Raw genomic sequence first — 24408 nt, 5'->3', positions numbered from 1 at the left:
AACATATTCGCCGAAAATGGCTGTGCGCCCGCCAGCCTGCCTATAAACCGAGCGGTGGGGCGCTCCTTCAGATCAAAAAATGCGAACCGCTAATGCGCCGGAATTCAAGCGAGAGCCGAAGTTCGTGTGCATCGCCGGTCGAGGGATGTTTGTAGATATTGTCGCAGGGCTTTCTGCCAACCGAGGAGCGGCATGACAATGTCCCACTGCTCGCAAGCAAGTCAGAAGTCGCGTACTTCCTCAGCCTCTACCTTGCGGTCACGCGGCGGAAATCCCGTATACCGGGAAGTGCGTATCGACGCAGTGGCAAAGTCGGAACGTAGTCCTCCAGGCACCGGCCCGCAGGCAGCCCCATTGGGGCCAGATCGCGGTCCGGTGAGACGGATCGATCTAGTCGTTTTCGTCATAGCGCTAGGAGAAAAGTTCCCTTGGGAGAGGGCTGCATGTGTGATTTTCTAATGCGTGGAGGGCAAGTATAATAGCAGAACCTTAACAAAATAGCGGTTAACCGACTTCGGATTAGTACGTGCGCGTTACGTAATGTTCGTGATCCGGTCGTATATATTCGCGTATTGCAGGCAATACTCGGGAATAGACTTGTCTCCGTAGAACTGCATTTCAGAACATGTTGATCAACAATGGGAGGATGAGAAAACATGTCCAAGAAAGCGACGATTGCGGGAGTGCTTATTGCCTTGGCCAGTCCACTATTTGCGCAGGACTTGCCTGAGAGTATCAAGGCGTCGGGCGAGGTTGTGGTCCTCAATCAACCAGAGTACGCGCCGATGGAATACAGGGACCCGGCGACTGGAGAACTACGTGGCTTAGACGTCGACCTGCAACTGGCTCTGGCAAAAGAATTAGGCCTTAAAGTCAAATGGTCGGAATCGACATTCGAGCAACTCATTCCCTCGCTTCTTACCGGTCGGGCCAATCTGATTCACAGCGGGATGTCGGACACCGAAAAGCGGCGCGAAAATCTTGACTTCCTCGATTACATGAAATCCGGCGCGCAGTTCTACACGACCGACGCTCGAAAGGGAGAATTTCAAGCGTTGACCGACTTTTGCGGCAAGCGCGTCGGTATGCCCAAGACGACATCCTTTCCCGCCGACGTCGCAAGCTGGAGCGAGCAAAATTGCATCGCGGCGGGAAAGCCCGGCATCACCGTGATGGGCACTGAAGGTTCGGCGGACACCTTCATGCAACTAAAGCAGGGAAGAATCGACGCGGGCGTTCAAGGATCTGAGACGCTTCCCTATCTAATGTCCCAGGATCCGAAGACCTTCTCCAAGGTCGGCCCTCCTTTCACCGTGAAGAAACAAGGCATGGGGTTCTTGAAAAAGGACAACGACTTGCGGGATGCGTATGCCACCGCGCTGCGTAAACTCATGATTTCCGGCGAATACAAAGCTATATTTGCCAAGTGGAAGCAGGAGGATAACCAGTTGGACGGTATATACGTCAACGACATTGCCGTTGAGTGATGCAACAGGCCCAGTCAAACGGTGCATGGCTTGCTGCCCTAAGGCATCAGCGGATGTAGTAGGGCAGCATGCTGCTAGAATTACATAGCGGAGCAGAAGTCCTCCGAACCCTCACGTTGGCGAAGCCTCCAATGCGACGCGAGCGCTGTCGAGCTGTCTATCGGGCAGCCACCATCACCTAATCGATAATCGGGTCCGATGATGTGATATCGTTGCTAACGACTAGCTTCACTCTAGCCGCTAGGCGCCAGGTTTCGTGTTCTTTCCAGCCCCAGAACGACAGTTTGAGTTCGCGGGACCTGTGGGCAAGGACGGTTTCGATCAACATGAAAAATCAGCAACTAGAGGATGTCCGAGATGCGATACTCTGTTCGTACAGAACAGTCCGGCGGCAGGAGCACGTCACCATGGGACGCGCACAACGTCGCCACTGAGATGGTTGCCCAAGGCAACGACGCAATCCTCCTCACGGTTGGCGACACCGACTTCGCAAGCCCAAGCGTCGCTGCCGAGGAAGTGGGCAGGAGTATCGTCAATGGGAATACAAAGTATGCACCAAGCGCAGGGAAGGCCTCGTTGCGAACAGCGATAGCTGAGCGCTTTTCGCTGCAGAGCGGTCTCAGCGTGAACGCGGAGCAGGTGGTCGTGACCGCCGGAGCCCAAAATGCTCTTTTCATTGCCGCGCTTTGCGTCATCGACGCGGGCGATGAAGTTCTGGTGCCTGAACCGATGTATGTTACATACCCGGGAGTCATCAAGGCGGCGGGCGGCGTCATCATCCCTGTCCGATCGCCCGCGGAACTCAACTTTCATCCGCGGTTGGACGAACTCGAGGCAGCAGTGACTTCCCGCACTCGGGCGATATTTCTTGCGACCCCCAACAATCCGACGGGAGCGGTTTACACAGGACGGGAGCTGGAAAAAATTGCTGAGATCTGTCGCAAACACGATCTCTGGTTGGTCTCCGACGAGGTGTATCGCGACCTGATCTATCAGGGTGAGCACGTCTCGCCCGCCACTTTGCCCGACGTAGCCGATCGGACCATCACCATCGGCAGCCTGTCAAAGTCGCACGCAATGCCCGGCTGGCGCGTTGGCTGGATGATCGTTCCTGTCGAACTGGCGCGGCGTGCTACGGCCCTCATGACGAGTTCAACGTATGGCATCCCCACGTTTATTCAGGACGCGGCTACCGCAACACTCTCAGCGCTCCCGCATGGACTGCCGGACATGAAGTCGACCTATTCAGCCCGGCGCTCTCGCATTTGCGAAAGGCTGAACTCCATCGAGGGCCTAAGCTGCCTTCCTCCCGCCGGCGGAATGTTCGTCATGCTTGACGTATCGGCCACAGGCATGGCCCCCTACGACTACGCCATGGATCTAGTCAGATCGCATGGCGTAGCCGTACTTCCTGCCGAAGAGTTCGGTGAGAGCGCCTCTCGGTATGTCCGTGTGAACCTGGGAGTGGCGGACCAGCTTCTCGATGAAGCCGTCGTGAGGATTGAACGTTACACCAGTGCTTTGCATCGAGGGGAATCTTAGTCCTGGCATCAGCGGCGCACGTCCAATCATCTGCCGATCCGCTAATATCTGTCGAAAATCGACTGCATCTCGTCACTCTTCTTTCCCGAGGCGATGGCGAGGGCGGCGAGAATTCGCGCCTTCTGCGGGGTCAAGGAACCGCCGGTTATGATGCCGAATTCAGCGTCGCTGTTGAGCGGTGCGACAATGCCTTGTCCAGTCCTGCTTGAGCGGATGAACGGGATCCCGGCTTGATGCGCCAGAAATGCGCCCTGGCGCGCGCCCGCCGACAGGCTGCCATTGCCCATGCCTGCGACGACGATTGCTTTCGATCCGGCCGCGACAGAGGCCTGGTAAAGATGCTGACCCGCGCCCTGATGGTCGAACATGATGTCGACGACGGGCAGTTGCTGGATGGATGAAAGAACGAATTCGCTGTCGAGCGTATGCGGCCTGGCAGGCGTGTGCGCGAAATGAACCTCGTCACCGCAGATTTCAGCGATGACACCGTACTTTGAACCCTCGATGGCGGCGATCGCCGAGGTGTCGCGCTTCACCAGGTCACGCGCGCCATAGACATGGTTGTTCGCAACGACGAGGACGCCCTTGCCCCAGGCCGCTTCCGAAGTGGCGACCACCAGCGCGTTGTACAGGTTGAGCGGTCCATCCGCGCTGAGGGAACCTGCCGGACGCATCGCGCCGACCACGATGATGGGCTTGGCGGTCCGTATGACCAGATGCAGGAAAAAGGCCGTCTCTTCGAGCGTGTCGGTCCCATGGGTGACAACGACCGCGTCGATCTCAGGGTCCGCCGCTGCGGCTTCGACCGACCTCGCGATCTTGAGAAGGCTGGCATTGTCGATCCTGAAGCTGTCGACGTTGACGGGCTGATCGGTGACGAGCTCGGCAAGCCGACCCACCTCCGGAACGGACGACAGGATCTGTTCGACCGTGCTGCTGACCTTGTAGTTGTGATAGTCGACCGTCCCCGATCCGGACGAAGCGATGGTTCCGCCGGTGCCGACGATCATGACGTATGGTCGGTGAGGAGCGTTATTCATGGACAGTACTCTTCGGTTGAACGCGTGAGGCTTCCCAGGCAGCGAGTGAGGGGGTTTCCAGGTCGAAAAGGTTGGTGGAAAATGCGTAGGTTGCGCCCCCCATGCGTCCGACGGCGTCGAGCGCCCGCTGGTCGGTATGGAGTCGCTCGTTGATGAGGTGAGACTTCACATGCGCCGTGACAACCTCGCCGAGGATGATTTCCCGGGTGGGATCCACTGACAAGGTCACGGTCCGCCGACACTCGAAGGCTGCGGGCGCTTCAACGATCCGTGGCGCAATTACTCTGTCGCTGGCAACCGCGTGCAACTCTGCCGCCGTCAGCTCGCTGACGCCTGCGGGAAAAGGTATGCCGCAGACATTCATCGCCTGGAGCATCGCCCGTGACACCACGTTGACCACGAAGACCCCTGTGTCGCCGATGTTCTTCGCAGTGTCGCTGCGGGTCCCATCGTCGCGATGGGCGATACCGAGAACGAGCATCGCCGGATCGGAGCTGAGACAGTTGAAAAAACTGATCGGTGCCGCGTTCACTACGCCGTTCAAGTCCACTGTCGACACCAAGGCGATCGGACGTGGGACGATCGTGCCGGTCAGAATCTTGTATCGGTCCCTCGAACTCATCGCCTCAAAATTGAATGACGTCGAAGCCTCAGACATGGTCGCTCCGGACGTGGTCGGATACGACGGAGTTGGCTGTCGCAAGCACATGTGCGGAGATTTCCGCGCCGGTCGCGATCCAGACGTCGTTCTTGTTAAGGACGTGGGTAAGGAAGTCCCTGAGGATCAACGTTCGCATGGGTCTTCCCGATACCTGCGGATGAAGTACCATGCTGGTCACGCCGCCCCAGCTATGTGTCACATCGAACTCGTCGATCCAGAGCGGCAGGACGGCGTCGCGACCAAACAAGGAGCGCTGTCCCATGCGGTTCGACATGCCGAAATACCAGTCGTCAAATGCAAAGTTGATGGGGAGCTCAACCGGTCCGGCCGTGCCGCCCGGTAGCTGATGGCGATAGGGATGAACATCGTCGCAATAGGAGCTGGAATAGCGGATTCCCTTCGAATGCAGGTACTGCAGGAGTTCTGGAAAACATTCGCCGTTCGGCGCCCGGTACCCCAAGGGAGCGACACCGAGAACCTCTTTCAACGCCACAAGGCCGAGATCGATCTCCTCGAAGGCCTCGTCGAGCCGTGTAGGATCGGGAAGCTTGTGAAGGTAGCCGTGGTGGGCGATCTCGTGACCATCCTTCAGTATCCGCTCACAAGATTCCGCATGCGCGCGTACGGTCCAGCCAGGAACGAAAAATGTGGCCTTGAGCCCCACATCCTTCAGTATTTCCAGAACCTTTGGCACTCCCACCCGCGGACCATAGCCGCCGTAGGACATCGTTACGCTGGACTGGACATTCGCGTAATTGTTGCCAAACCAGACACATTCCGCGTCAAAATCGAACCCGATCATCAACGCGCTTTGCGCCTTGGCAGGCCAAGCGACGGGCCGCCCGGCGGGGGAAGGGTTGAGGGGGCGGGGAGAGACGTCAAACATAGTCATTCGCTTTCTGACGGAGGACATCTCGCAGGTCACGCGAGATGTCCGGATCCATTACTCTGTGGGTTCCCCATTGACATAGACGCCGTCGAGCGCGTTGTCCTGTTGATCCCATTTCTTAAATATCGCCGCGTATTCGCCTGAATCCATCAGCGAGTTAAGCGCGTCGGCATAAGCCTTCCGCAGTTCCGCGTCTTCCTTGCGGAACGCCATTCCTTGCATGACCGAGGTCATCGGGGTACCGACCCTTTCTAGTGCGCCCTCGTTCTGCGACATGATGTAGGGCAGTGTCTCGGAACCTTGGACTCCGCCGTCGATGCGGCCTTGCTTCAATTGCGTAAGGGTGTCGGACGCACCTTCCGTCCCGAGAACGATGATGTCGGGCTTGCCGGCGGCCGTGCAGTTCTCAGCGGACCAGCGTCGGACGTCCTCGGGAAACGAGGTGGCCTTGGGCATGCCTACCCGCTTGCCACAGAAATCCGACGTTGTGCGGAATTCGCCCCTTCGCGCCATCGACGTGAAGAACTGCGCTCCCGATTGCATATAGTCCACAAAGTCAAGCGCTCCCCTACGTTTGGGTAGATCGCTCATGCCGCTGTGGATGAGGCTTCCTCGTCCCGAGACAAGCGAGGGAATGAGTTGCTCGAAAGAGGATTCGGACCACTCAACCTCAATGTTCATCCGCTTGGCCAAGGCAAGCTGGAGATCAATGTCGAGCCCCAGCAGCTCATCGGTCGCCGGGTCTTTGTATTCCATCGGGGGGTAGCTTGGCGTGATAAGGACGGCCACCTTCTTCACGTTCCCGGTGCCTGGAAGCGCCTCCTGAGAATGAGCAACCCCGGCGGCAACTAACCCCGCAGCTCCAACTATAAAACCTTTCAACATGTCCACCCTCTTTCTAGTCTTTTTGAACGATTCTCCGACACAACGTCTTGCGCTCGGTTCACTCCCTTTGACCGTGCGACTGGAGTTTGGAGTTTGGAAAGGAGCGCCCGACCATTGGAGCCGGGCGCTAGTGGCTCAGTTCACCGCGTCCCCGTTGATGTAAACGCCGTCCAGCATGGCGCCCTCTAGGCCGTATTTCGCGAAGATCGCTTTGTATTCGCCGGAATCCATGATCGCCTTCAACGCCTTCGCGTATGCGTCACGAAGTTCCGTGTCCTTCTTGGCAAAGCCGAGACCCTGGTACACTGCAGTGATAGGCTCGCCGACGATCGCATAGGTGTCCTTCTCAAGGCCCAGGAGATAGGGCAGCGTTTCCGAGCCTTGTGCCGCCCCATCGACGCGACCTTGCTTGAGTTGCATGCGGGCGTCGGCGGAACCTTCGGTGCCGACGATCTTGATGGGAGGGAGTCCCTTAGCCACGCAGTTGGTCTCGCTCCACTTCGTGGTCTCGTCAGGGAAGGACGTCTGGCGGCTCATTCCGATCGTCTTCCCGCAGAAATCGGTCAGAGCCTTGAACTCGTCCTTTCGGGCGAAACTCGTATAGAACTGGGCGCCAGACTTCATGTAGTCGACGAAATCGAGCGCGTCGCGACGCTTCGGAAGATCGCTCATGCCGCTGTGGATGAGGTCCACGCGACCGGTCGTGACCGCCGACGGCATCTGCTCGAAGCCAATTTCAAACCACTCGGCCGACGTGCCCAGATGCTTTGCAAGCGCATTCCCGAGTTCAATGTCGAGGCCCTGGAGCTCATTCGTAGCGGGATCCTTGTATTCCATCGGCGGATAGTTCGGCTGATTGGCGACGATGACCTTTCCGGCGGATTTGATGCGCTCCGGCAGTCCGTCAGCATGGACCGCCGTTACGGTCAGGCCAGTTGCCGCAATCGCGATGAGATATTTGTTCATGGTTATTCCCCTTGTTGGAATGGTGTGATGTTTGGTGGGCTTAGATGTGCCAAGTCCAGTTCATTGCGTAATGACGCCTTCGATGCTTTCTGCCCTGTTCGGGAGCCTGGGAGCGTCTCCTATTTTCAATGGACGTTACGACATGCGACCTCCCTGTGTTCGATGTCTGTAGGCCGGTGCAGAGGGCTGAATGACCGTCTGGCTGCCTTGAAGGCTCCGGCACGAAGAAGCACAACGAAACTCCTCTTTCGCCTGCGCTAGCCGTCTGATTTTATTGCATTAACAAGGCGTCAAAGATTTCAGCTTTAGCAAACGAGAATAGATGGTAGAGCCATGACCGAACCGACTAGGCGCGCTGTTTGAACCGACCGAACCTCGCACACCAGTTATTTGGGATCCTCCGTGGTTTCGTAGTGTCGGAGGATCTCCGCCCCAGTTGCAATCCAAACGTCATCGCGCGCTGCGATTTTGGCGAGGAAGTCCCGAAGAATGCGCCAGCGCATCGGACGGCCAGAGACCTGCGGGTGGAGGACGAGCGTCGTGCATCCGCCCCATTCGTGTGTCCCGGCGAATTCTTCGTCCCAAATAGGAAGGATCGCGTCTCGACCGAACAACGAGCGCGAATCCAGACGGCCGGTCATTCCGAAATTCCAGTCGTCGAAAGCATAGTTCACCGGAATCTCGACCGGCCCGGGCCGCCCGTCGGCGAGCTTATGACGATAGGGACGGATATCGTCGCGGAAGGAACTCGAATAACAGAGACCCCGTTCCGTGAGGTAGGCGAGCAGCTCCGGGAAATTTTCGCCCGATGGCGCGCGATAGCCCACGGGCGTGACACCGAGCCGGGATTTCAAAGCCTCAAGGCCGCGGTCGATCTCCTCCTTCGCTTCGTCGAGCTTGGTCCGGTCGGGGCATTTGTGCAGATAGCCGTGGTGGGCGATTTCGTGCCCGGCCTTGACGATCGGCTCGCACGCGGCCGTATGAGCCTGGGCCGTCCAGCCGGGTATGAAGAAGGTCGCCTTGAGGCTCAATGCGTCCATCAGTTCAAGTATCTTGGCGATCCCGACCCGAGCGTCGTAGCCACCAAGGGAGGTCGTGACCATCCGGTCGACATTCGCGTGATTGTTGCCGATCCAGGCGGTTTCAGCGTCGACGTCGAATCCGATGAAAAGGGCGCTCTTCTTGCCGTCGGGCCAACGCAAATCGGGCGCTGGCGGGGCCGGGTTAAGCGGCCGGGGCGTGAGATCATAGGTCATAGAGCCTCTCCTCAGGAAAACACCGGCCGCTCTGATTCGGCCGAGGCCAGCAATTCAGGAAGGTTTCTGCAGTCGCCGCGACGTTCCAGCGCTTCGACCAGGCCCGCGATTTCTCCGGCCTGCCTGGTGGGAAGCGCCATCGAAGCCAGGGTGTCGAACTTTGCCCGGATGGCGGCGTCGGTCATCGGTCGGTCGCTGGAGCCTGTGGCGCGCGGCACCATCCCTGTCCTGCGGTCTCCGCCTCGGAATCCGACGGTCACCTCGGGTTCGGCCATTTGCGGCACGTCCGGATCGGGATGAAAGCTGATACGGCTGAGCGCGTCCTCTACGCGCAGATCGGCGCGGGCGGTCGCAGAATATTGCTCCAGATCGACGCGACCGAACACCATGAGAGATGCCAACGCGTAGCCTAGGCTCATCTGGGCCCCCGCCAGGGTTTCCAGTCGCGCCCGACCGCACATGTCCATCAGGAATAGACTCAGCCGCAAGTCGATTTTAGTGACGTCGGCGGCGCTGCGGCCTGTCTGGGCCAGGATGTCGTTAACCGCGTCGATCGCGGAATGGGCGCCGCGGCAGGCGGCGTAGGGTTTCAGCGAAGCGCGTTCGATCTTCCAGTCCGTGCCCAGCCCTGCGGAAAACTCCTCGGGGAGACCGGAGTCCCGGACATACGTGCGAAAGAATCCTCCCCAGACATCATCGAAAACCAGCGAAGGCCCGGAAAAGCCCTCAGCCGCAAGATCGGCGGCCAGCAGGCCGCCTTCCGCCGCGCGCCCAGCATGGACCTTCTTTGCCTGACTACCGTCGTGGTTGAACGCCCAAAGACCGGACGAAAAGCTGGTCGCGAGCGTCATGGCGTGGCGAAGGCGGGCCTTGTCATAGCCGCGCAGGCGGGAGACCGCCGCCGCGGCGGCGAGCGTGCCGCAGGTGCCGGTGGAGTGCCAACCGGCACCGTTGTGGGCGCCGTATCCGCCCGACGCGTCTAGCACGCGGCGTCCGACTTCATAGCCGACCGTCAGCGCGCAAAGAAATTCGCCGCCGGAAACCGGCGCAGTGCAGGAGGGAAGGGCCGCGAGCAGCGCCGGCAGCACAACGGCACCCGTGTGATCGCAGCCGCCGGAATCATCGAGTTCGAAGGCATGAGCGGCGACGCCATTGACGAGGGCCGCGTCGCGTTGGCTGGTGCGTATCGAAGACCCTAGTACTGGAGTCTGCCCGCCATGGGCGAGCGCCCGGATGTTCCGAAATTCGACGGACCGGGTTCCGGCGAGCGCGGCGCCGAGGGTGTCCAGAAGGTGGGTCTTGGTGCGGACCATGATGCGTTCTGGCAGGTCGGCGGGCGCAAGACGCGCGCAGAATTCGACCAGTGCGTCGACATGCGGCAGCGCTTGCGCGCCAATTGGGGCGGCATTGGGCATTAGCTTTTTCCTGGGTTTAAGAGAACGGGGCGGGTGGCCAGACGCAGGTGCGCCGGGCCGCCCGGGATCATTTCGCAGCTTCGCCGTCGACCATCACGTCGTCAAACTCGGGCAAGTCCTGCGCCTCTGCCGGCAAAGCGATGACGCCAGCGGAGAGCATCAAAGCCGCTTTCGCCCTCATGATACACATCCTCCCGTTTCGGTTAACGTTGCACGGCCTTGAGGAAGTCGGCGGTGCGAAGGTTGTCGGGGTGGCTCAGGACCCTTGCCGATGGCCCGTGCTCGATCAGCCGTCCACCATCCATGAACGCGACGTTGTTGCTCACGTTGCGTGCAAAGCCCATTTCGTGCGTCACGACGATCATCGTCATTCCGGAGGCAGCAAGGTCGTTCATGACATCGAGCACCTCGGCGACCAGTTCGGGATCGAGCGCGGATGTCGGCTCGTCGAACAGGATAAGCGAGGGCCGCATGCCCATAGCGCGAGCAATGGCGACGCGTTGCTGCTGGCCGCCGGAAAGCTCCGCCGGGTAGTTCCCCGCCTTATCGGCGAGTCCGACGCGCCTTAGCAGCTCTTGAGCGTGTTCTCGTGCTGCCTTAGGGCTTTCGCCCAGCACCTGCACCGGCCCTTCGATGATATTTTCCAGCGCCGTTTTGTGCGGGAACAGGTTGAAGCGCTGGAACACCATACCGATGCCGCGTCGTTGGCGGGCGATCTCGGCGTCGCTCATTTCATAGAGCTTGTTGCCGTCGCGACGGTATCCGATCAACTCTCCATTGGCCCAGATCGCGCCGGAATCGATGCGTTCGAGCAGGTTGATGCAACGCAGGAACGTACTTTTCCCGGAGCCGGAGGGGCCGATGATACAGCTCACTTCTCCCTTGCGGACCTCGAGACTGACTTCGTGGAGTGCCTTGAAAGTGCCGAAGCTCTTGCTGACGTCGACCGCTTTGACCAGGATGTCACTTGTCATGTCGTATCCTCCCTTAGATCGTCGTGCGACCGCGGGTGCCGCGGGCATAGTAGCGCTCGATCCGGGATTGGATCAAAGAGAGAACCGTAACGATCGCAAGGTACCAGAAGCTTGCAACCATCAGCAGCTCCAGTACGCGGGTATTGGCGTAGTATATGATCTGCGCGTTGTGCAGGATTTCCGAGAACTGTATGACCGAGGCGAGCGATGTCAGCTTGACCATGCCAATCACCTCGTTGCCGACGGGCGGCACCATGACGCGCATGGCCTGCGGCAACACAATTCGGCGCAGCGTCTGCAGGCCGGTCATGCCGATGGTACGAGCGGCTTCGTACTGGCCTCCGTCGACGGAGAGAAGGCCGCTGCGCACGACTTCGGAGGTGTAAGCGCCTTGCTGGATACCAAGGCCGAGCATGGCTGCGACGAACGGAGTCATCACCTCAACCGTGTTGAGTTCGAAGAGGCCGGGAATGCCGATCTTTGGAAAGATCAGCGCCAGATTGAACCAGAGCAGCAATTGCAGCAGCGCCGGCGCGCCGCGAAAGATCCAGACGTAGACAAGCCCGATCTTCTCAAGAACGGGGTTGCCGGAAATGCGCATGATGGCGATCAGGACGCCGAGCGCGATCCCGAGCGACATGGCCGCCACGGTCATCAACAGGGTGTTCGTGATGCCTTGAAGGATGACTGGGGCAAAGAGAAACTGGCCGACGACCGGCCATTCGATCTGGCCGACAACGAACGCCCGGATCAGGAGTGCCACCAAGAGCAGCACGACGGCGGCGAAGATCTTCCGTCCCACGTGTTTGCGCGGGACGAGTTCGAGATGAGCGATGTCATGGGCATCGCGGCCGGTTTGAGGAAGGGCTGTGACGCTCATGCGGCCGCTCCTTCCAAAGGTGCCAGCGCGAGGCCGACCAGGTTCCGTTCGGCCCAGGCACGCTGTTCCGTGCAGGTCTTGGCGAAGGCGGCGATCTGCTCGCGCACTCGAACGGGAGCGGTGCCACCTTGGCCAAATCGTTCCGCGAGAGCCTTGGCCGGGTCGATGGTTGCCAGCACTTCGGCGGTCAGTGCCGCGTCAATGTTCGGCAGGTCCACCTCGGTCAGGCCGTCGAGCTCAATTCCCCGCTCCTCACAATACCGTACGGTGGCGCCGGAAATTTCATGAGCGTGCGAGAAAGGAATGCCTTGCCGGACCAGCCAATCCGCTACCTCCGTCGCGAGTGTGAAGCCACGCGGCGCGTCGGTCGCCATGCGATCGACATCGAACGCCATTGTCGCAACCATGCCGGCGAAGGCGGGAAGGATCAGGTCCAGCAGATCGATCGTCTCGAACAGCGCGCGCTTGTCTTCCGCGAGATCCCGGTTGTAGGCGAGCGGCATCGCCTTCAGGGTCGCCAGCATGCCGGCCAGATTGCCGATCATGGTCCCCGACATACCGCGCGTCAGTTCCGCGATATCGGGGTTCTTCTTCTGCGGCATGATCGATGAGCCGGTGGAATAGGAGTCGTGCAGCTTCACCCAGGCGAATTGACGGGTGGCCCAGATGCAGATTTCCTCCGAGAGGCGCGAAAGGTTGACGCCGAGCATCGCCGTGACGAAAAGGAACTCCGACACGACGTCGCGGCTCGCCACCGCGTCGATGGAGTTTTCGCACGGGCGGGCATAGCCCAGGTCGCGGCACGAGCTTTCTGGGTTGCGGGCGAACGCCGAGCCGGCCAGAGCCGCCGCGCCGAGCGGCGATCGGTCGAAGCGGCGATCCCAATCAATGAAGCGCTCGATATCGCGGCTCAAAGACTGTGCATGGGCCATGAGATGATGCCCGAGCGAAACCGGCTGTGCCGGCTGCAGATGCGTGAAGCCCGGCATCACTGTGTCCACGTGCCGGTCCGCCTGCGCGGCCAGCGCATCCTGGACGGTAAGGACCAGCTTCGCGAGCCGACGCGCTGTGCGGCGAAGATAGATGCGGGTGTTGTTCGCGGTCTGATCATTGCGTGAACGGCCCGCCCGCAGCTTCCCGCCGATCGGGCCCAGGCGTTCGATCAACAGGCGTTCATGGAAAGTGTGAAGATCTTCGTCCGAAGCTTTGGGCTTCTCGCGGCCGCTTGCAACGTCGGCTTCGATTGCATCGAGCGTTTCCAGCATTCTGGCCAACTCGTCGTCAGTCAACACCTTGGCGCGCGCCAATTCCCGAGCGTGTGCGCGGGATCCGGCGATGTCCTCGGGAGAAAGGCGAAAGAAGCTTGGATGGGATCGTGAGAGCGCTTCGAGTTCCTGAGACGGGCCGCTCGAAAAACGACCGCCCCACAGCGATGTGGACTGTTCTGTCATGCAATTCCTCCCCTGGGTAAGCGCATGCTGATGCAAGGATGATTGACTCTTTGGGGAACTTGTACAAACGAGAAAAATCGCTAATGGTATGAGGAAACCGACTAGCCCCATTGGAGGGCGACATTGCCCCACACTTCCGCACTGTTTCCGTCCATGACGGCTTTACGCGTGATTCTGGCGATCGCTGAACGAGGCTCGACCACAGCCGCGGCAGAAAGCATCCATCTGTCGCAAAGCGCCGTGAGCAAGCAGCTTCTCACCTTGGAGACGGCTCTTGCGGGCCAAATCTTTGAGCGCAGGCCGAGCGGCATGGTTCCGACCGAGCTTGGCCGCATCTACCTGGAGCAAGCACAGGTCGCAGTTAAAGCGATGGAAGAAGCAGCCTTTCGCGCCGCGCTCCTGCAGCCGGAGTCGCACACCTTGCGCCTCAAGGTCCTCCCAATTCTGGGGGATCGCTGGCTTTTGCCGCGTTTTTCAGACTTTAGCTCGAAGCATCCCGAGATCGACGTGCAATACACGACGTTTTCGACCGATCACCCTTCCGTTCAGCCCGACGGGTCGTTTCGCTTCGGTCGCGGTCCATTTCCCGGCGAAGACGCCATGTACATTTTCGGGAAGAACGTGCGCTTGGTATGTTCGCCCGCGTATCTTCAACGTGTTGGCAGATGCGAAAACATCGAGGACGCGGCTAGGGGAGTGATCATTGAACACCCCGCCACACCTCTTCAGTGGAGCGATCTTGTGGACGCCCTCGACGTTCCTGATTTGAAACCGAGTGGCGTGCTGCGCTTTGACTACTACACGCTGGTGCTGCGCGCGGCGATCTCGGGTCAGGGGTTTGCGCTGGTGCCCTGGCAACTTGTTGAGGAAGAGCTTCGGTCCGGTAGTTTGGTCAATCCAGGCGGGCTGGGATACACTTCACAAGTGGTCTACTGGTTTGCCACTCCCAGCAATCGGAAGCCGACCGTCGCGCTCAAGTTGTTCTTGCACTGGCTTGAAGCGAACAAGGCTAAATGGGAAACAATAGGTCCGGTTGAATGACATTCCGCCTCGGCGTCAGGTGGCAAGGACCGCCAAAAACGGCCTGAACATTTGACCGAATGTGTCATTGGCGGCCGCAATGCTGCGGACGCGTAGCGCAGCGTGCCCCTCGTCGCGACCGTGGATATTGGACCTAGCGGTGCGAAGGCTGCCTAGCCGACAAGAGCAATTTGACAAATGTTCCAAACTGAAACCGCGATACTTCGTTGTCGGGGCCGCTCGCATCAGTCATATGTGAGACCACGAGGCCCAGTTGCCAGCGTCAACTGATCCTTATCGCACCCCTCGCCAGCTTTCAAGGCGTTCATTTGGCCTCTATCAGGCTGCTTGGCGACTGACGCCTAGCGTTCCCCGGTTTGACCGTCGACAAACCGGGGAGCGCGATTGCTGCGCGGCGGTCTATGCCGCTTCGAGCTTTTTCTCACAGCGAAGCAGCATGCCGTAGAGGTCGCGCGGCTCGTCGGGGTCGGCGAGGAGGTCAAGTTCTGTGAACATGCCGTTCTCGGCAATCTGCTCCCGGACATAGCGCAGGGCGGAGAAGTCCTCGATGGCGAAACCGACACTGTCGAAGAGCGTGATCTGGTCCGGGCTCTTGCGGCCCTCTGTCTCGCCGGTCATGACCTGCCAGAGTTCGACGACGGGATGCTCGGCCGGAAGCTGCTGGATTTCGCCTTCGATGCGTGTCTGCGGCGGGTATTCGACAAAGATGTCCGAGCGCAGCAGGATGTCCTTGCTGAGTTCGGTCTTGCCTGGACAGTCGCCGCCCACCGCGTTGATGTGAACGCCGGGACCAACATGGTTGTCCGAGAGGATCGTCGCGTACTGCTTGTCGGCGGTAACCGTGGTGATGATGTCCGCGCCTTCGACCGCCTCTTCGACTGACGTGCATTCCTCAATGGTAAACCCGAGGCCCGCGAGGTTGCGCGCGCATTTCCGGGTGGCTGAGGCGTCGATATCGTAGAGGCGAAGCTTGTCGATGCCGAGAAGCGACTTGAAGGCACGCGCCTGGAATTCGCTCTGTGCGCCGTTGCCGATGATGGCCATGGTGCGAGCGTTCGGGCGTGCCAGGTACTTCGCCGCGACCGCCGAAGTTGCCGCAGTGCGTAGCGCGGTCAGGATCGTCATTTCGGTGAGCAGCATCGGGTAGCCGTTGCCGACATCCGATAGTACGCCGAAGGCCGTCACAGTCTGCCGGCCATCGCGCGTGTTCTTCGGATGACCGTTGACATATTTGAAGCCGTAGAGCGTTCCGTCGCTGGTCGGCATCAACTCGATGACGCCTTCCTGCGAATGGGAGGCGACGCGCGGGGTCTTGTCGAAGACCGGCCAGCGGCGGAAGTCTTCCTCGATGGTGGCCGCCAGCTCCGTCAGGAACCGGTCGATACCGACCTTCAGAACCAGTTTCATCATGTGGTCGACGCTTACGAACGGAACCACGTTCAGTTTCGGATCAGTATTCATTTTCCCTCCAACCAAAGAACATTCGAAATCAGCCAGTAACAGTCGGGCGATCCATCACCCGCTTGCCCATCAGGCTGGCGACGAGATCGACGAGCAGCCGTGCGGTCTTGCCGCGCTCGTCGAGGAACGGATTGAGCTCGACGATGTCGAGGCTGGTCACGAGGCCGCTGTCATGCAGCATCTCCATGATCAGGTGGGCCTCGCGGAATGTTGCTCCGCCCGGTACCGTGGTGCCAACGGCCGGCGCGAAGTCCGGCTCGAGGAAGTCGACATCGAAGCTGACATGCAGGAGGCCGTTTGCGGCGCGGACCTGCTCGATGAAATTGCGGACGAGGACGGCCACGCCATGCTCATCGATCACGCGCATGTCGTGCACCGTGATCCCGGTGGTGCGAATGGCGGCCTTTTCTGCGGCGTCAACGCTACGGATACCGATCATGCAGACGTTTTCTGCGGCAACGGGATGGGTAAGCGCAGGGAAATAGCCACCAAAACCGGCCTGGCCGGTATAGTACGCGACCGGCGTGCCGTGCAGGTTGCCGCTGACCGTCGTTTCGAGAGTGTGGAAATCGGTATGGGCGTCAAGCCAGAGCACGAAGAGCGGCCGCCCGAGTTCGGCGGCTCGGCGTGCGAGACCCGGAACGGTTCCCGCGGATATGGCGTGGTCGCCGCCGAGGAAGATGGGCATGCCCGTCTTGCTGTGTTCGTAGGCAGCAGCCGATAGCGCTTCTACCCAGGCGACCGTTTCGCCGAGGTGATGGACGGCCTTGTTCGGATGCGGCATTTCATCGAACGCCCGTGGGCTGAGATTGCCGGTGTCCTTGACCGTATGACCCAGTTCTTCCAGAGCGGGGCGGAGGCCAGCGATTCGCAGGGCACTCGGGCCCATCTCGCAGCCAAGCTGCCCTGCGCCGATTTGCAATGGCGCGCCGATGAGCGTGCAATCCATAGTTTACTCCCGTTTGTTTTTATGACTTTAAAGGCCATTGATGGCGGATTGAACATTGAATTTTGGCACATCGAGATCCTATTTTGACCAGATTGACAAGAACGGAAACCAATTTGGCATGGATGCTCTTGACCAGAAGATCGTGATGCTGTTGCGCGGCAATGGGCGTCGGAGTGTCTCGGATCTCGCGCTGGAAACGGGCGCCTCGCGGGCGACCGTGCGAGCGCGCATCGAGCGGATGGAGCAGGACGGGACCATCCTCGGCTACACGGTGATGCTGCGCGCTGATGCGCTTGAAGATGTCGTTCGTGGGGTGATGATGGTTGAGATCGAGGGCCATGTGACCGATCGGGTGATCCGCACACTCGGCGGCTTTCCTGAAATCTCGCAGATTCACACGACGAACGGCCGGTGGGATTTGCTGGTGGAACTCAGTGCATCGAGCCTGGCCAACTTCGATGCCGTGCTGCGCAAGATCCGCCTCGTGCCTGGAATTATGGGTAGCGAAACGAGCATTCTATTATCCACGCCTCGGTCGACGAAGGCGAAGCTCTAACTGGGTTAGGGACGATCCGGGGCAAAGTAAAGCCAGCAGGCTTTGCTCCCGCCAGGATGCAGCTAAAGGCCTCCGGACGCTGCCTCGGGGCAGCAGCCTTCTCTTGCTCGCCATGGTACTTTTCGAGACCAATGGGTCCTGTTTCATTTGCCATGAGGCGTCGAACCCAAGGAGCGGAGCGCTCTCCTTGCCGAATTGGCTATCTCGCCGTTGCGGGGCGGCGGAAGGGCTCCCGGGCAGCGAGAAGATGCCGCTGTTGGAGATATCCTGACTGCCAACACTGAGCGTTGCGTCCCGTCTCATCAGATACGCAATCGACCTCAGCGCCCTAGGGATCGAAAGGTAAGTGGCGTCAAAAACTCAGCGACCAGCTTGGCCACGCCTGGCGGTCAGTGTGGTAGTATGGTGGGCTCGGCAGGACTCGAACCTGCAACCAATCGGTTATGAGATGGTGTTGTCTAATCGCTCGGCATAGATCAAGCTTTTTTTGACATGCGCAACAACGGCCGGCCGAGCGTCGTTCGACCTGACGAGTTTCAAACTGAATCGCGGACCGCTGTTTCGTGTTGCGTTGTTAATGACGTTTGCCGGGAGCACGGTTGTCTGCGCGGTCGATACCGGATCGCCGCATGAAGGGTTTTCGCCGGAGGGATCTTCCAATGTAGCGGACGCAGTATGGACGTGGTACACGTTCACCTGCCAACACCATCTGCGGAATGACCCGACCTACGTCCCGGCAGGGACGTTTCTGCGCATCCGATAAGGCGGACGCAATTCAGAACGCCTGGTTAACTCAGGCAGTTATGCCGGCGGACCGGTCAAAAAATTCGCCGGTTGTCAGCATTCTGTGCATTATCACCGATAGCTTGCGCGCCACAGCAACAGCTGCTCGTTTGGAGCCGACCTTTTCTCTCAGCTTCATCCCCCAGGCACGAAGTGAACTGTCAGGATGGGCTCGGATCAGAATCACGGTAGCGGCCTCATAAAGGAGGCCACGCAGATGACTGTCTCCCCGCCGAGAGATGTGGCCGTCATAGTCAACTTCCCCGTCGGACTCTCGAGGAGGTTGTCCATAGATTTTGGTCGCGCCGAACTTTGATCCGAAGTTGTCATGGTCGAAGAGCTTCTTCGTGTCGGCGTCCATCAATGGCGGTGCTTTATTTGAAACGGAGCATACCACATTGCTCTTCGCGCAAGCGGCTTGGTTTTCTGGCGTCAATGCCTGATTAATGAATGCGTGCGCAGTGTCGATGTTCTCAGCCGTCTTGGGAATGAACCAGGCATACCGCCGGACCTTCCTTCGGAAAGATCGCGACCGTTTTAACGTTCTGTTTGGCCAGTTCGATCGGAAGAGCTGTCCATACGCAAAAGCAGGCAACAATTTCGCCATTGGCGAATAGTGAAACCATGTAACCTGCAGACGATCCGAATACCTTTGATTGTTCGTGGTAGGGGATCATCTTCTTGAAGACGTCCGCGACCTCTTCCTTGGTTAGGTTTGGAAATTTATCACCATAGCTTGCGATTTTCGCCATCTGCGGCCATACCGTCAGTGGACTGTCCATGAAAGCGATTTTGCCAGTCAGTTCTGGCCGGAGCAAATCCTCGTAGCTTGTAATCTCGAAGCCGATTGCGTCTGGCTTGACTACGATGGTGTCTACTCCCCACACCCACGGAATGCCCCACTGTTTGCTGTCCCACCGCCACATTTCTCCGCTGAAGAATGGTGGATAAATATCCTGAGCATTGAAGTTTGGAATTTTCGCAAGATCGATCTCCTTCAAAATGCCCATACCGCTGAAGAGGTCGTTGTACCCGTTTGAATATTCTGCGAGGTCAAGTCTGACCGGATCGCCCACGAATTTGGCGGTCACGTCGTCTTGAACTGTTAAACCATCTGCAGAAAGTATCGCCAAGCCGTCATGCAACAAAACTCTGTGCGGAAAGTGGTGCCGGCGCATACCCTGTTCCGCAACCAACAGGTTCTTCTCGATCGTGAGCGGCTGTCAGGTGTCAGCCCGACCGCTCCCGTCGGGCTCGGGTGTTCGAATTTTGAGTTCCTTGACACAACAGTTGCTGATACTCAGTTTGACGCAACAGGCGCGTCAAATTTGCGAATTTTTAGTGAGCAGTGAATAGAGAAGATGGATAAACAGACCGCTCCATTTGCCCAAAACCTGCAGTTCCTGACCCAAACTGCGGAATCGGTCGCGGCGCTTTGCGCCGAGCTCAAAATAAACCGACAGCAATATAACAAGTACCTTTCGGGGAAGCATGTTCCCTCGCGCAGGAATATCGCGTTGATCGCGCGTTTTTTCTCCGTAAGCGAAAAAGACTTCTTCATTGATCCCGCAAGGTTCCGACGCATTTACGAAAACTCCAACCGCCTCATTTCCCGCGCTATCCAAGGATCGTTCTTATTGAAGGAGCACGCCGTGCGCCTTCAGGCCAGTTCGGGTGAGTTTCGAAGCTTCTTGGGCGTGTATGCTCGTTATCAGGTGTCTTCTATCTACACGAACACCGTATTACGTTCAATATTAAGACTTTATGAGAAAGACGGTTTCATTTTCTACTATTATCTTGAGCGCTTCAGGAGCTTAGATAACCCGAATAGCGTTGCGTTTTCATTCAAGTACCACGGAGTATGTAACTTTGTTGATGGAAAAGTCTTTCTTGTCGACGTTGAAACTAGGCAGCAAAACGAGTTAACCTTCGCGGTGCTAACGCCGATCGCTCGCCTGCCGCAACGATTGATGTTCGGTCTGGCGACCGGTGTAGCGGCCGATGTTTTCCGTGAGCCATTTTCGACTCGCGTTGCGCTGACGATGCTTTCGACAGGGTCGCTGCGCCCTGGCCACCTCAGGCTTGCTTCTAGCTTACAGCCGGACGATCCATCCATTCCGGAAGAAGTTCGCCTTTATCTGGGCCTGACACGCGAAGAATGCGGAAGGATGCTGCGCGGAACGGGCTGATCTCGTGAAGACGCTCCGGCTGATAGGTCTTCGAAACGCGGTGCGCAGAACCCAGGTGCTGAATCAAATGAGATCATTATCATCAGTCGGTGCTTCATATTGCGCAAGCAGAGGCAAATCTTGCGCAATTGCGCGAATCAATAGATCGCTCCAATTTCGTTTCGCGAATAACGCATGTTTCGACCACAATTATGGCTGCGAGAACTTCAATCCAACAGGTTCCTATTGCTGATTCAGCTGGCGCTTTGTGCGTCGCGGTGTACCAATCGGCCAACTCAGGGAGGCGGTAAAGCCCGCCGACTATGACCAGCCGATTCGCTAATGTCGTCAAGTTCCACCGGGCGACATGATGATCGCGTCTGAAGAAGAGTGGATCGTCGCCAAAACAAGGAGATCCGGATTACCGGGCAAAGACAATTGCGACGGAAATCTCCTTTCGTTTTCGGATATGGCGTGAATGCATCGCGACAGCGGTGCAAGCGCAAACGTGTGCTCGGAGGTCTGGCTGTGGACTCGCTACATCAAAGAAATTCAGTTCTGCAAATCGCGGACTGTTGCCATAAAGGAATGTCACGATGAGTAAGTATCTAAAAAGAGCGCGAGTGCAACAATCGAACCAGACGCCCTCCTCGGTGACGGAAGCTGTCGAAAAGCTCATCGCCCGAGTCGAAAACGGCGGCGACCGAGCTGTACGCGAGCTTTCCATCCAGTTCGATGGTCTCGATCGCGAGACCTACAGGCTCAGTGATAAGGAAATCGCTGACTGCCTGGATAGTCTCACTCCTCAGGAACGTAAGGATCTGGAATTCGCACAGGCTCAGGTTCGGAATTTTGCCGAGGCCCAGCGCACGACACTGCTTGACCTCGAAATCGAGACCATGCCGGGGGTCATCCTCGGCCACCGGAGCATTCCAATCGAAAACGTCGGGTGCTATGTACCGGGCGGAAAGTATCCTCTTCTCGCATCCGCCCACATGACCGTGCTTACGGCCAAGGTTGCTGGCTGTAAACGGGTCATCACTTGTGCGCCCCCGTTTAAGGGGAGAATCGCTTCGAAGATTGTCGCTGCCCAGCATCTCGCCGGTGCGGACGAGATCTATTGCCTAGGTGGTGTTCAAGCAATCGCTGCCATGGGCGTCGGCACTGAAACCATTGCGCCTGTCGATATGCTCGCCGGTCCAGGAAATGCGTATGTGGCGGAAGCCAAGAGGCTGCTATTCGGCCGCGTAGGGATTGATCTTTTCGCCGGCCCGACGGAATCCCTTGTCATTGCGGACGACACCGTAGATGGTGAAATCGTCGCAACTGATCTCCTTGGCCAGGCCGAACACGGCCCGAACTCTCCGGTCGTCTTGATCACCAACTCCGAAAAGCTCGCGAACGATACTATGAGGGAAATCGAGCGTATTCTCACCATACTGCCGACGGCGGAAATCGCTTCGCAGGCGTGGGAGGATTACGGCGAAATCATCATCTGCGATAGTGTCGACGAAATGGTGGCGGAGGCAGACAAAGTGGCTTCTGAACACGTGCAGGTGATGACGGAAAATCCAGACTATTTCCTGCACAACATGACCAACTACGGAGCGCTTTTTCTGGGTGCGCGAACGAATGTCGCCTATGGCGATAAGGTCATCGGTACCAATCACACACTTCCTACATTGAAGGCAGCGCGCTACACCGGTGGCCTATGGGTTGGCAAGTTTCTGAAGACATGCACATACCAGCGGATTCTGACGGACGAGGCGTCCGCCAAGATAGGAGCAATCGGCTCTCGTCTTTGCCATATGGAAGGCTTCATTGGACATGCTGAGCAGGCCAATATCCGCGTCCGACGCTTCGGGCGGCGAAACGTTGAATATGGCGGGGTCGTAACCGCCGAGTAATTACACGTCATGAACATGGGAGAATGCTCGCTGTCCGAGCCTTCTCCTTTGCTCGCGAGCGTGAATATCTTCCCGACTGCAAAGAGTTGCGTGGTATCCCTCGCAACCTGTGACCAATCACTGGCCCCTTCGCTTTGAACTTTCCAATAACTGCAAGACGGTTGGACACTATCCCGACCTAGTCCGTGCGCTTGTGCCCGGGTTATCTTTCGAAGACTAAATGCGCGGCGATCGAGAAGGCCTGCCTTATGGTGGCCGATGAAGGCCGACATCACGACCAGTTCATCGTAGATGTGGTGCAGGGCGGCCCGGGCACTTCCACCAATATGAACGCGAATGAGGGGATCGCGTATATTGCCTTCGAGGCTATGGGATTGCCGAAAGGTAAGTATGCAATCCTAAATACCGACAAGTGGCCGCCTAGCTTCATCGATCATCCGGATCAAATCCTTGAGCTGGCGAATCCAGGGCAGTCGTCCCAGGCAGAGTATCGCGACCCGTGACCACCGACCGCCGAGAGCTTCCTTGAGGATTTCGCTTTCATCGCCTTCTTGCCAACAGGCGCTGCAACTCCTTCACCTGGGCCTGAAGCGCCCGGTATTCGGAAGCCGGAAAGGACCTCCTTCTCGGCGGCCGTCGCCGTCAGCGCTCTTGCAACGCGAGATTGCGCCAAGCGAACAACGTATGCGTTGCGAGCGCCCCAAAGCCATGGCCGTGACGCCGATCCTCAACCCAGACTAAGCGTCGTTGGCGGGCGCGCCGGGGTTGAAGCGCATCGGCTGGCAGTGCGCGTAAATACCCGCGACCGCAAACGGAAGCGTACGCCAAGCATCTTTGAGACTGGCATCGAGGCTTGGGGAATGCTGTCGAGATCATTCGGATCAGCTAAGGCTTTGTGCAGTGAAGAAGAATAGCTATGATCGGATCGCCGGTCTGCTTTTGCGCGAATAGCGGTGCCCATTCCCCGAGCTGATGGCTCCGAAGAACCCGTCGGCCCAGTCGCCAGCAAACACTTCGCCGTCAGTCCGCATTAACACTGGCGCATAGCGGCCGGGCGCCGTCAGTTGGTGGGCTATGAGGTTATAATGATCGACGATCGTATCGATCACTGCCTGGATCTTGCTGCCGATGAAGGCCCTCTTTTCGTGATCGCCAATGACGTGGATCATTCAGTCATTGCGCAACAGGAAGACGGGTCCAGCCGCCAGGCCGGTCAGGAAGCCATTCATCATCGAGACGTCGCGGCACGGAGGTGCCGGCTCGACCTTTTCGAGCCAGGTCTCGAGTTGCTCCAAGGCTATGCGGCACACTCGTCGCTCTCGATTGGCACCAGATCCATCATTCCCATCTCTCAATCTCGAAAGATCGGGATTATGCGCGAACTGAAATTCAACGAAATGTGCTCGCAACGCTTACCGAACAACTGGTTCGGCTGAATGCCGTGCCGCCGGGCAACAATGCTCACCGTAGCGCCCGCCTCGTAGGTCCCTTGAATGATGGCCAGCTCCTCCGCTCTGCTCCAGCGCCATCGCCGTTCCGGACCCGAAAGGACTTTTACCCACTTAGCTAAGTGGGGAAGCATGTCCGGACCTTTCGGGGGCTAATTCACTATTCGAGTGCGCCAGGATGCGAAGGGTCTGGTCTATCGTGCGAACTTGCGAATACAGAGGAACGCGAGCTTTATCCGACCATAATATGTGCTCATTTCCTCTTGGAAGTCTCATACAATTTCGCGCCGCGACGTGCGCTACGAGACATGAAGGTGCAAGAATTGTGATGGCATACGTCAAGATATGGAAGTTTATAAAGAGAGATCGAGAAGCTCCCTACCTAGAGGTATCTCAAGTTGTTACGCGTAGCACGAACGATGTTGCGGAGAATGACCATGTATCATTTCGAGGTTACTATCTACGCTTTGATGTGTGCGGTGCGAACTCAACGCGCCGAATCCGACATTTCCGCCGTAGCCACGCAAGTTGATGCTCCGGGGACGGCCGAATTGGCCTACAGCAAATCGGGAAATTCCTCGAGACCTTTCTCATCAGCGGATCGGAGCCGTAACTTCAAGTGTGATGATGGGCGAACTCGGCGGCCGCC

Annotated in this window: 20 protein-coding genes and 4 pseudogenes; 7 read left to right on the top strand and 17 right to left on the bottom strand. The window is 58.3% G+C overall.

Translation table 11 applies throughout. The annotated features are described in order from the left end of the window. Positions 1–656: 656 nt before the first annotated feature. Together ATY79_RS05590 and ATY79_RS05585 are read left to right on the top strand one after the other, a co-directional pair. Positions 657–1487, top strand: a complete 831-nt coding sequence (locus ATY79_RS05590) for an ABC transporter substrate-binding protein (protein ID WP_088703226.1) — start codon at positions 657–659, stop codon at positions 1485–1487. Positions 1488–1835: 348 nt separating this feature from the next. Then, entirely contained in the window at positions 1836–3029 is a 1194-nt protein-coding gene (locus tag ATY79_RS05585) for a pyridoxal phosphate-dependent aminotransferase (RefSeq protein WP_088703225.1), read from the top strand. A gap of 41 nt (positions 3030–3070) precedes the next feature. Here ATY79_RS05585 and ATY79_RS05580 read toward each other — a convergent pair whose 3' ends face one another. The 10 genes from ATY79_RS05580 to argH all read right to left on the bottom strand — a co-directional run bounded on the left by ATY79_RS05580 (position 3071) and on the right by argH (position 13446). Next, positions 3071–4069, bottom strand: coding sequence for an asparaginase (locus ATY79_RS05580; RefSeq protein ID WP_088703224.1), 999 nt, complete (start codon positions 4067–4069; stop codon positions 3071–3073). Then, positions 4062–4727: a flavin reductase family protein gene (locus ATY79_RS05575; protein ID WP_088703223.1), complete on the bottom strand. Its 666-nt coding sequence runs from the start codon at positions 4725–4727 to the stop codon at positions 4062–4064. The genes ATY79_RS05580 and ATY79_RS05575 overlap by 8 nt, the downstream gene beginning before the upstream one ends. Further along, positions 4720–5622, bottom strand: a complete 903-nt coding sequence (locus ATY79_RS05570) for a polysaccharide deacetylase (protein WP_088703222.1) — start codon at positions 5620–5622, stop codon at positions 4720–4722. Before ATY79_RS05570 ends, ATY79_RS05575 begins: the two co-directional genes overlap by 8 nt. Before the next feature lie 51 nt (positions 5623–5673). Beyond that, positions 5674–6501, bottom strand: coding sequence for an ABC transporter substrate-binding protein (locus ATY79_RS05565; protein ID WP_348627563.1), 828 nt, complete (start codon positions 6499–6501; stop codon positions 5674–5676). A 138-nt stretch (positions 6502–6639) separates the two neighbouring features. Beyond that, positions 6640–7470 carry an ABC transporter substrate-binding protein gene (locus tag ATY79_RS05560; RefSeq protein ID WP_088703220.1) on the bottom strand — a complete coding sequence of 277 codons (831 nt, stop codon included), beginning with the start codon at positions 7468–7470 and terminating at the stop codon, positions 6640–6642. Positions 7471–7856: 386 nt separating this feature from the next. Then, complete coding sequence (locus ATY79_RS05555; RefSeq protein ID WP_088703219.1) at positions 7857–8726, bottom strand: polysaccharide deacetylase; 870 nt, start codon at positions 8724–8726, stop codon at positions 7857–7859. 11 nt (positions 8727–8737) lie between these two features. Beyond that, the gene (locus ATY79_RS05550) at positions 8738–10141 is read right to left on the bottom strand and encodes an MmgE/PrpD family protein (RefSeq protein WP_088703218.1); all 1404 of its coding nucleotides are present in this window, start codon (positions 10139–10141) and stop codon (positions 8738–8740) included. 203 nt (positions 10142–10344) lie between these two features. Further along, entirely contained in the window at positions 10345–11115 is a 771-nt protein-coding gene (locus ATY79_RS05545; protein WP_088703217.1) for an amino acid ABC transporter ATP-binding protein, read from the bottom strand. A gap of 13 nt (positions 11116–11128) precedes the next feature. Beyond that, a complete protein-coding gene (locus tag ATY79_RS05540) occupies positions 11129–11995 on the bottom strand; it encodes an amino acid ABC transporter permease (RefSeq protein WP_088703216.1) in 867 nt (288 codons plus the stop codon). After that, positions 11992–13446 carry an argininosuccinate lyase gene (argH, locus tag ATY79_RS05535; RefSeq protein ID WP_088703215.1) on the bottom strand — a complete coding sequence of 485 codons (1455 nt, stop codon included), beginning with the start codon at positions 13444–13446 and terminating at the stop codon, positions 11992–11994. Before argH ends, ATY79_RS05540 begins: the two co-directional genes overlap by 4 nt. Positions 13447–13569: 123 nt before the next feature. Here argH and ATY79_RS05530 point away from each other — a divergent pair, with 123 nt between their 5' ends. Continuing rightward, positions 13570–14487 (top strand): LysR substrate-binding domain-containing protein, encoded by a 918-nt coding sequence (locus ATY79_RS05530; protein ID WP_245312320.1) that lies wholly within the window; start codon positions 13570–13572, stop codon positions 14485–14487. A gap of 399 nt (positions 14488–14886) precedes the next feature. Here ATY79_RS05530 and ocd read toward each other — a convergent pair whose 3' ends face one another. Both ocd and rocF read right to left on the bottom strand, forming a co-directional pair. After that, complete coding sequence (gene ocd / locus ATY79_RS05525; protein WP_088703213.1) at positions 14887–15948, bottom strand: ornithine cyclodeaminase; 1062 nt, start codon at positions 15946–15948, stop codon at positions 14887–14889. Between the two features lie 28 nt (positions 15949–15976). Beyond that, on the bottom strand, positions 15977–16897 hold the full coding sequence (gene rocF / locus ATY79_RS05520) for an arginase (protein ID WP_088703212.1): 921 nt from the start codon (positions 16895–16897) through the stop codon (positions 15977–15979). Positions 16898–17015: 118 nt separating this feature from the next. Here rocF and ATY79_RS05515 point away from each other — a divergent pair, with 118 nt between their 5' ends. Then, a complete protein-coding gene (locus tag ATY79_RS05515; protein ID WP_088703211.1) occupies positions 17016–17453 on the top strand; it encodes an Lrp/AsnC family transcriptional regulator in 438 nt (145 codons plus the stop codon). A 793-nt stretch (positions 17454–18246) separates the two neighbouring features. Here ATY79_RS05515 and ATY79_RS05510 read toward each other — a convergent pair. Together ATY79_RS05510 and ATY79_RS05505 are read right to left on the bottom strand one after the other, a co-directional pair. Further along, positions 18247–18501: pseudogene (locus tag ATY79_RS05510) on the bottom strand (transposase); the annotation flags it as partial. A 208-nt stretch (positions 18502–18709) separates the two neighbouring features. Beyond that, entirely contained in the window at positions 18710–19432 is a 723-nt protein-coding gene (locus tag ATY79_RS05505) for an extracellular solute-binding protein (protein ID WP_141105698.1), read from the bottom strand. 165 nt (positions 19433–19597) lie between these two features. Here ATY79_RS05505 and ATY79_RS05500 point away from each other — a divergent pair, with 165 nt between their 5' ends. From ATY79_RS05500 to ATY79_RS05490, 3 genes are all read left to right on the top strand, one after another. Next, positions 19598–20425: a helix-turn-helix transcriptional regulator gene (locus ATY79_RS05500; protein WP_088703209.1), complete on the top strand. Its 828-nt coding sequence runs from the start codon at positions 19598–19600 to the stop codon at positions 20423–20425. 575 nt (positions 20426–21000) lie between these two features. Next, positions 21001–22311: a histidinol dehydrogenase gene (hisD, locus tag ATY79_RS05495; protein WP_088703208.1), complete on the top strand. Its 1311-nt coding sequence runs from the start codon at positions 21001–21003 to the stop codon at positions 22309–22311. Positions 22312–22496: 185 nt separating this feature from the next. Then, positions 22497–22814 (top strand): lyase family protein, encoded by a 318-nt coding sequence (locus tag ATY79_RS05490; RefSeq protein ID WP_280950866.1) that lies wholly within the window; start codon positions 22497–22499, stop codon positions 22812–22814. Between the two features lie 12 nt (positions 22815–22826). Here ATY79_RS05490 and ATY79_RS30405 read toward each other — a convergent pair. From ATY79_RS30405 to ATY79_RS05480, 3 pseudogenes are all read right to left on the bottom strand, one after another. Continuing rightward, positions 22827–22998 (bottom strand): annotated as a pseudogene (locus ATY79_RS30405) (IS3 family transposase); the annotation flags it as partial. A 50-nt stretch (positions 22999–23048) separates the two neighbouring features. After that, positions 23049–23621: pseudogene (locus ATY79_RS05485) on the bottom strand (UPF0149 family protein). 107 nt (positions 23622–23728) lie between these two features. Next, positions 23729–23893: pseudogene (locus ATY79_RS05480) on the bottom strand (transposase); the annotation flags it as partial. Positions 23894–24408: the final 515 nt, after the last annotated feature.

It is taken from the genome of Rhizobium sp. R693 (assembly GCF_002211315.1).
Taxonomy (GTDB): domain Bacteria; phylum Pseudomonadota; class Alphaproteobacteria; order Rhizobiales; family Rhizobiaceae; genus Rhizobium.
This window is presented reverse-complemented; position numbering and strand designations above follow the sequence as displayed.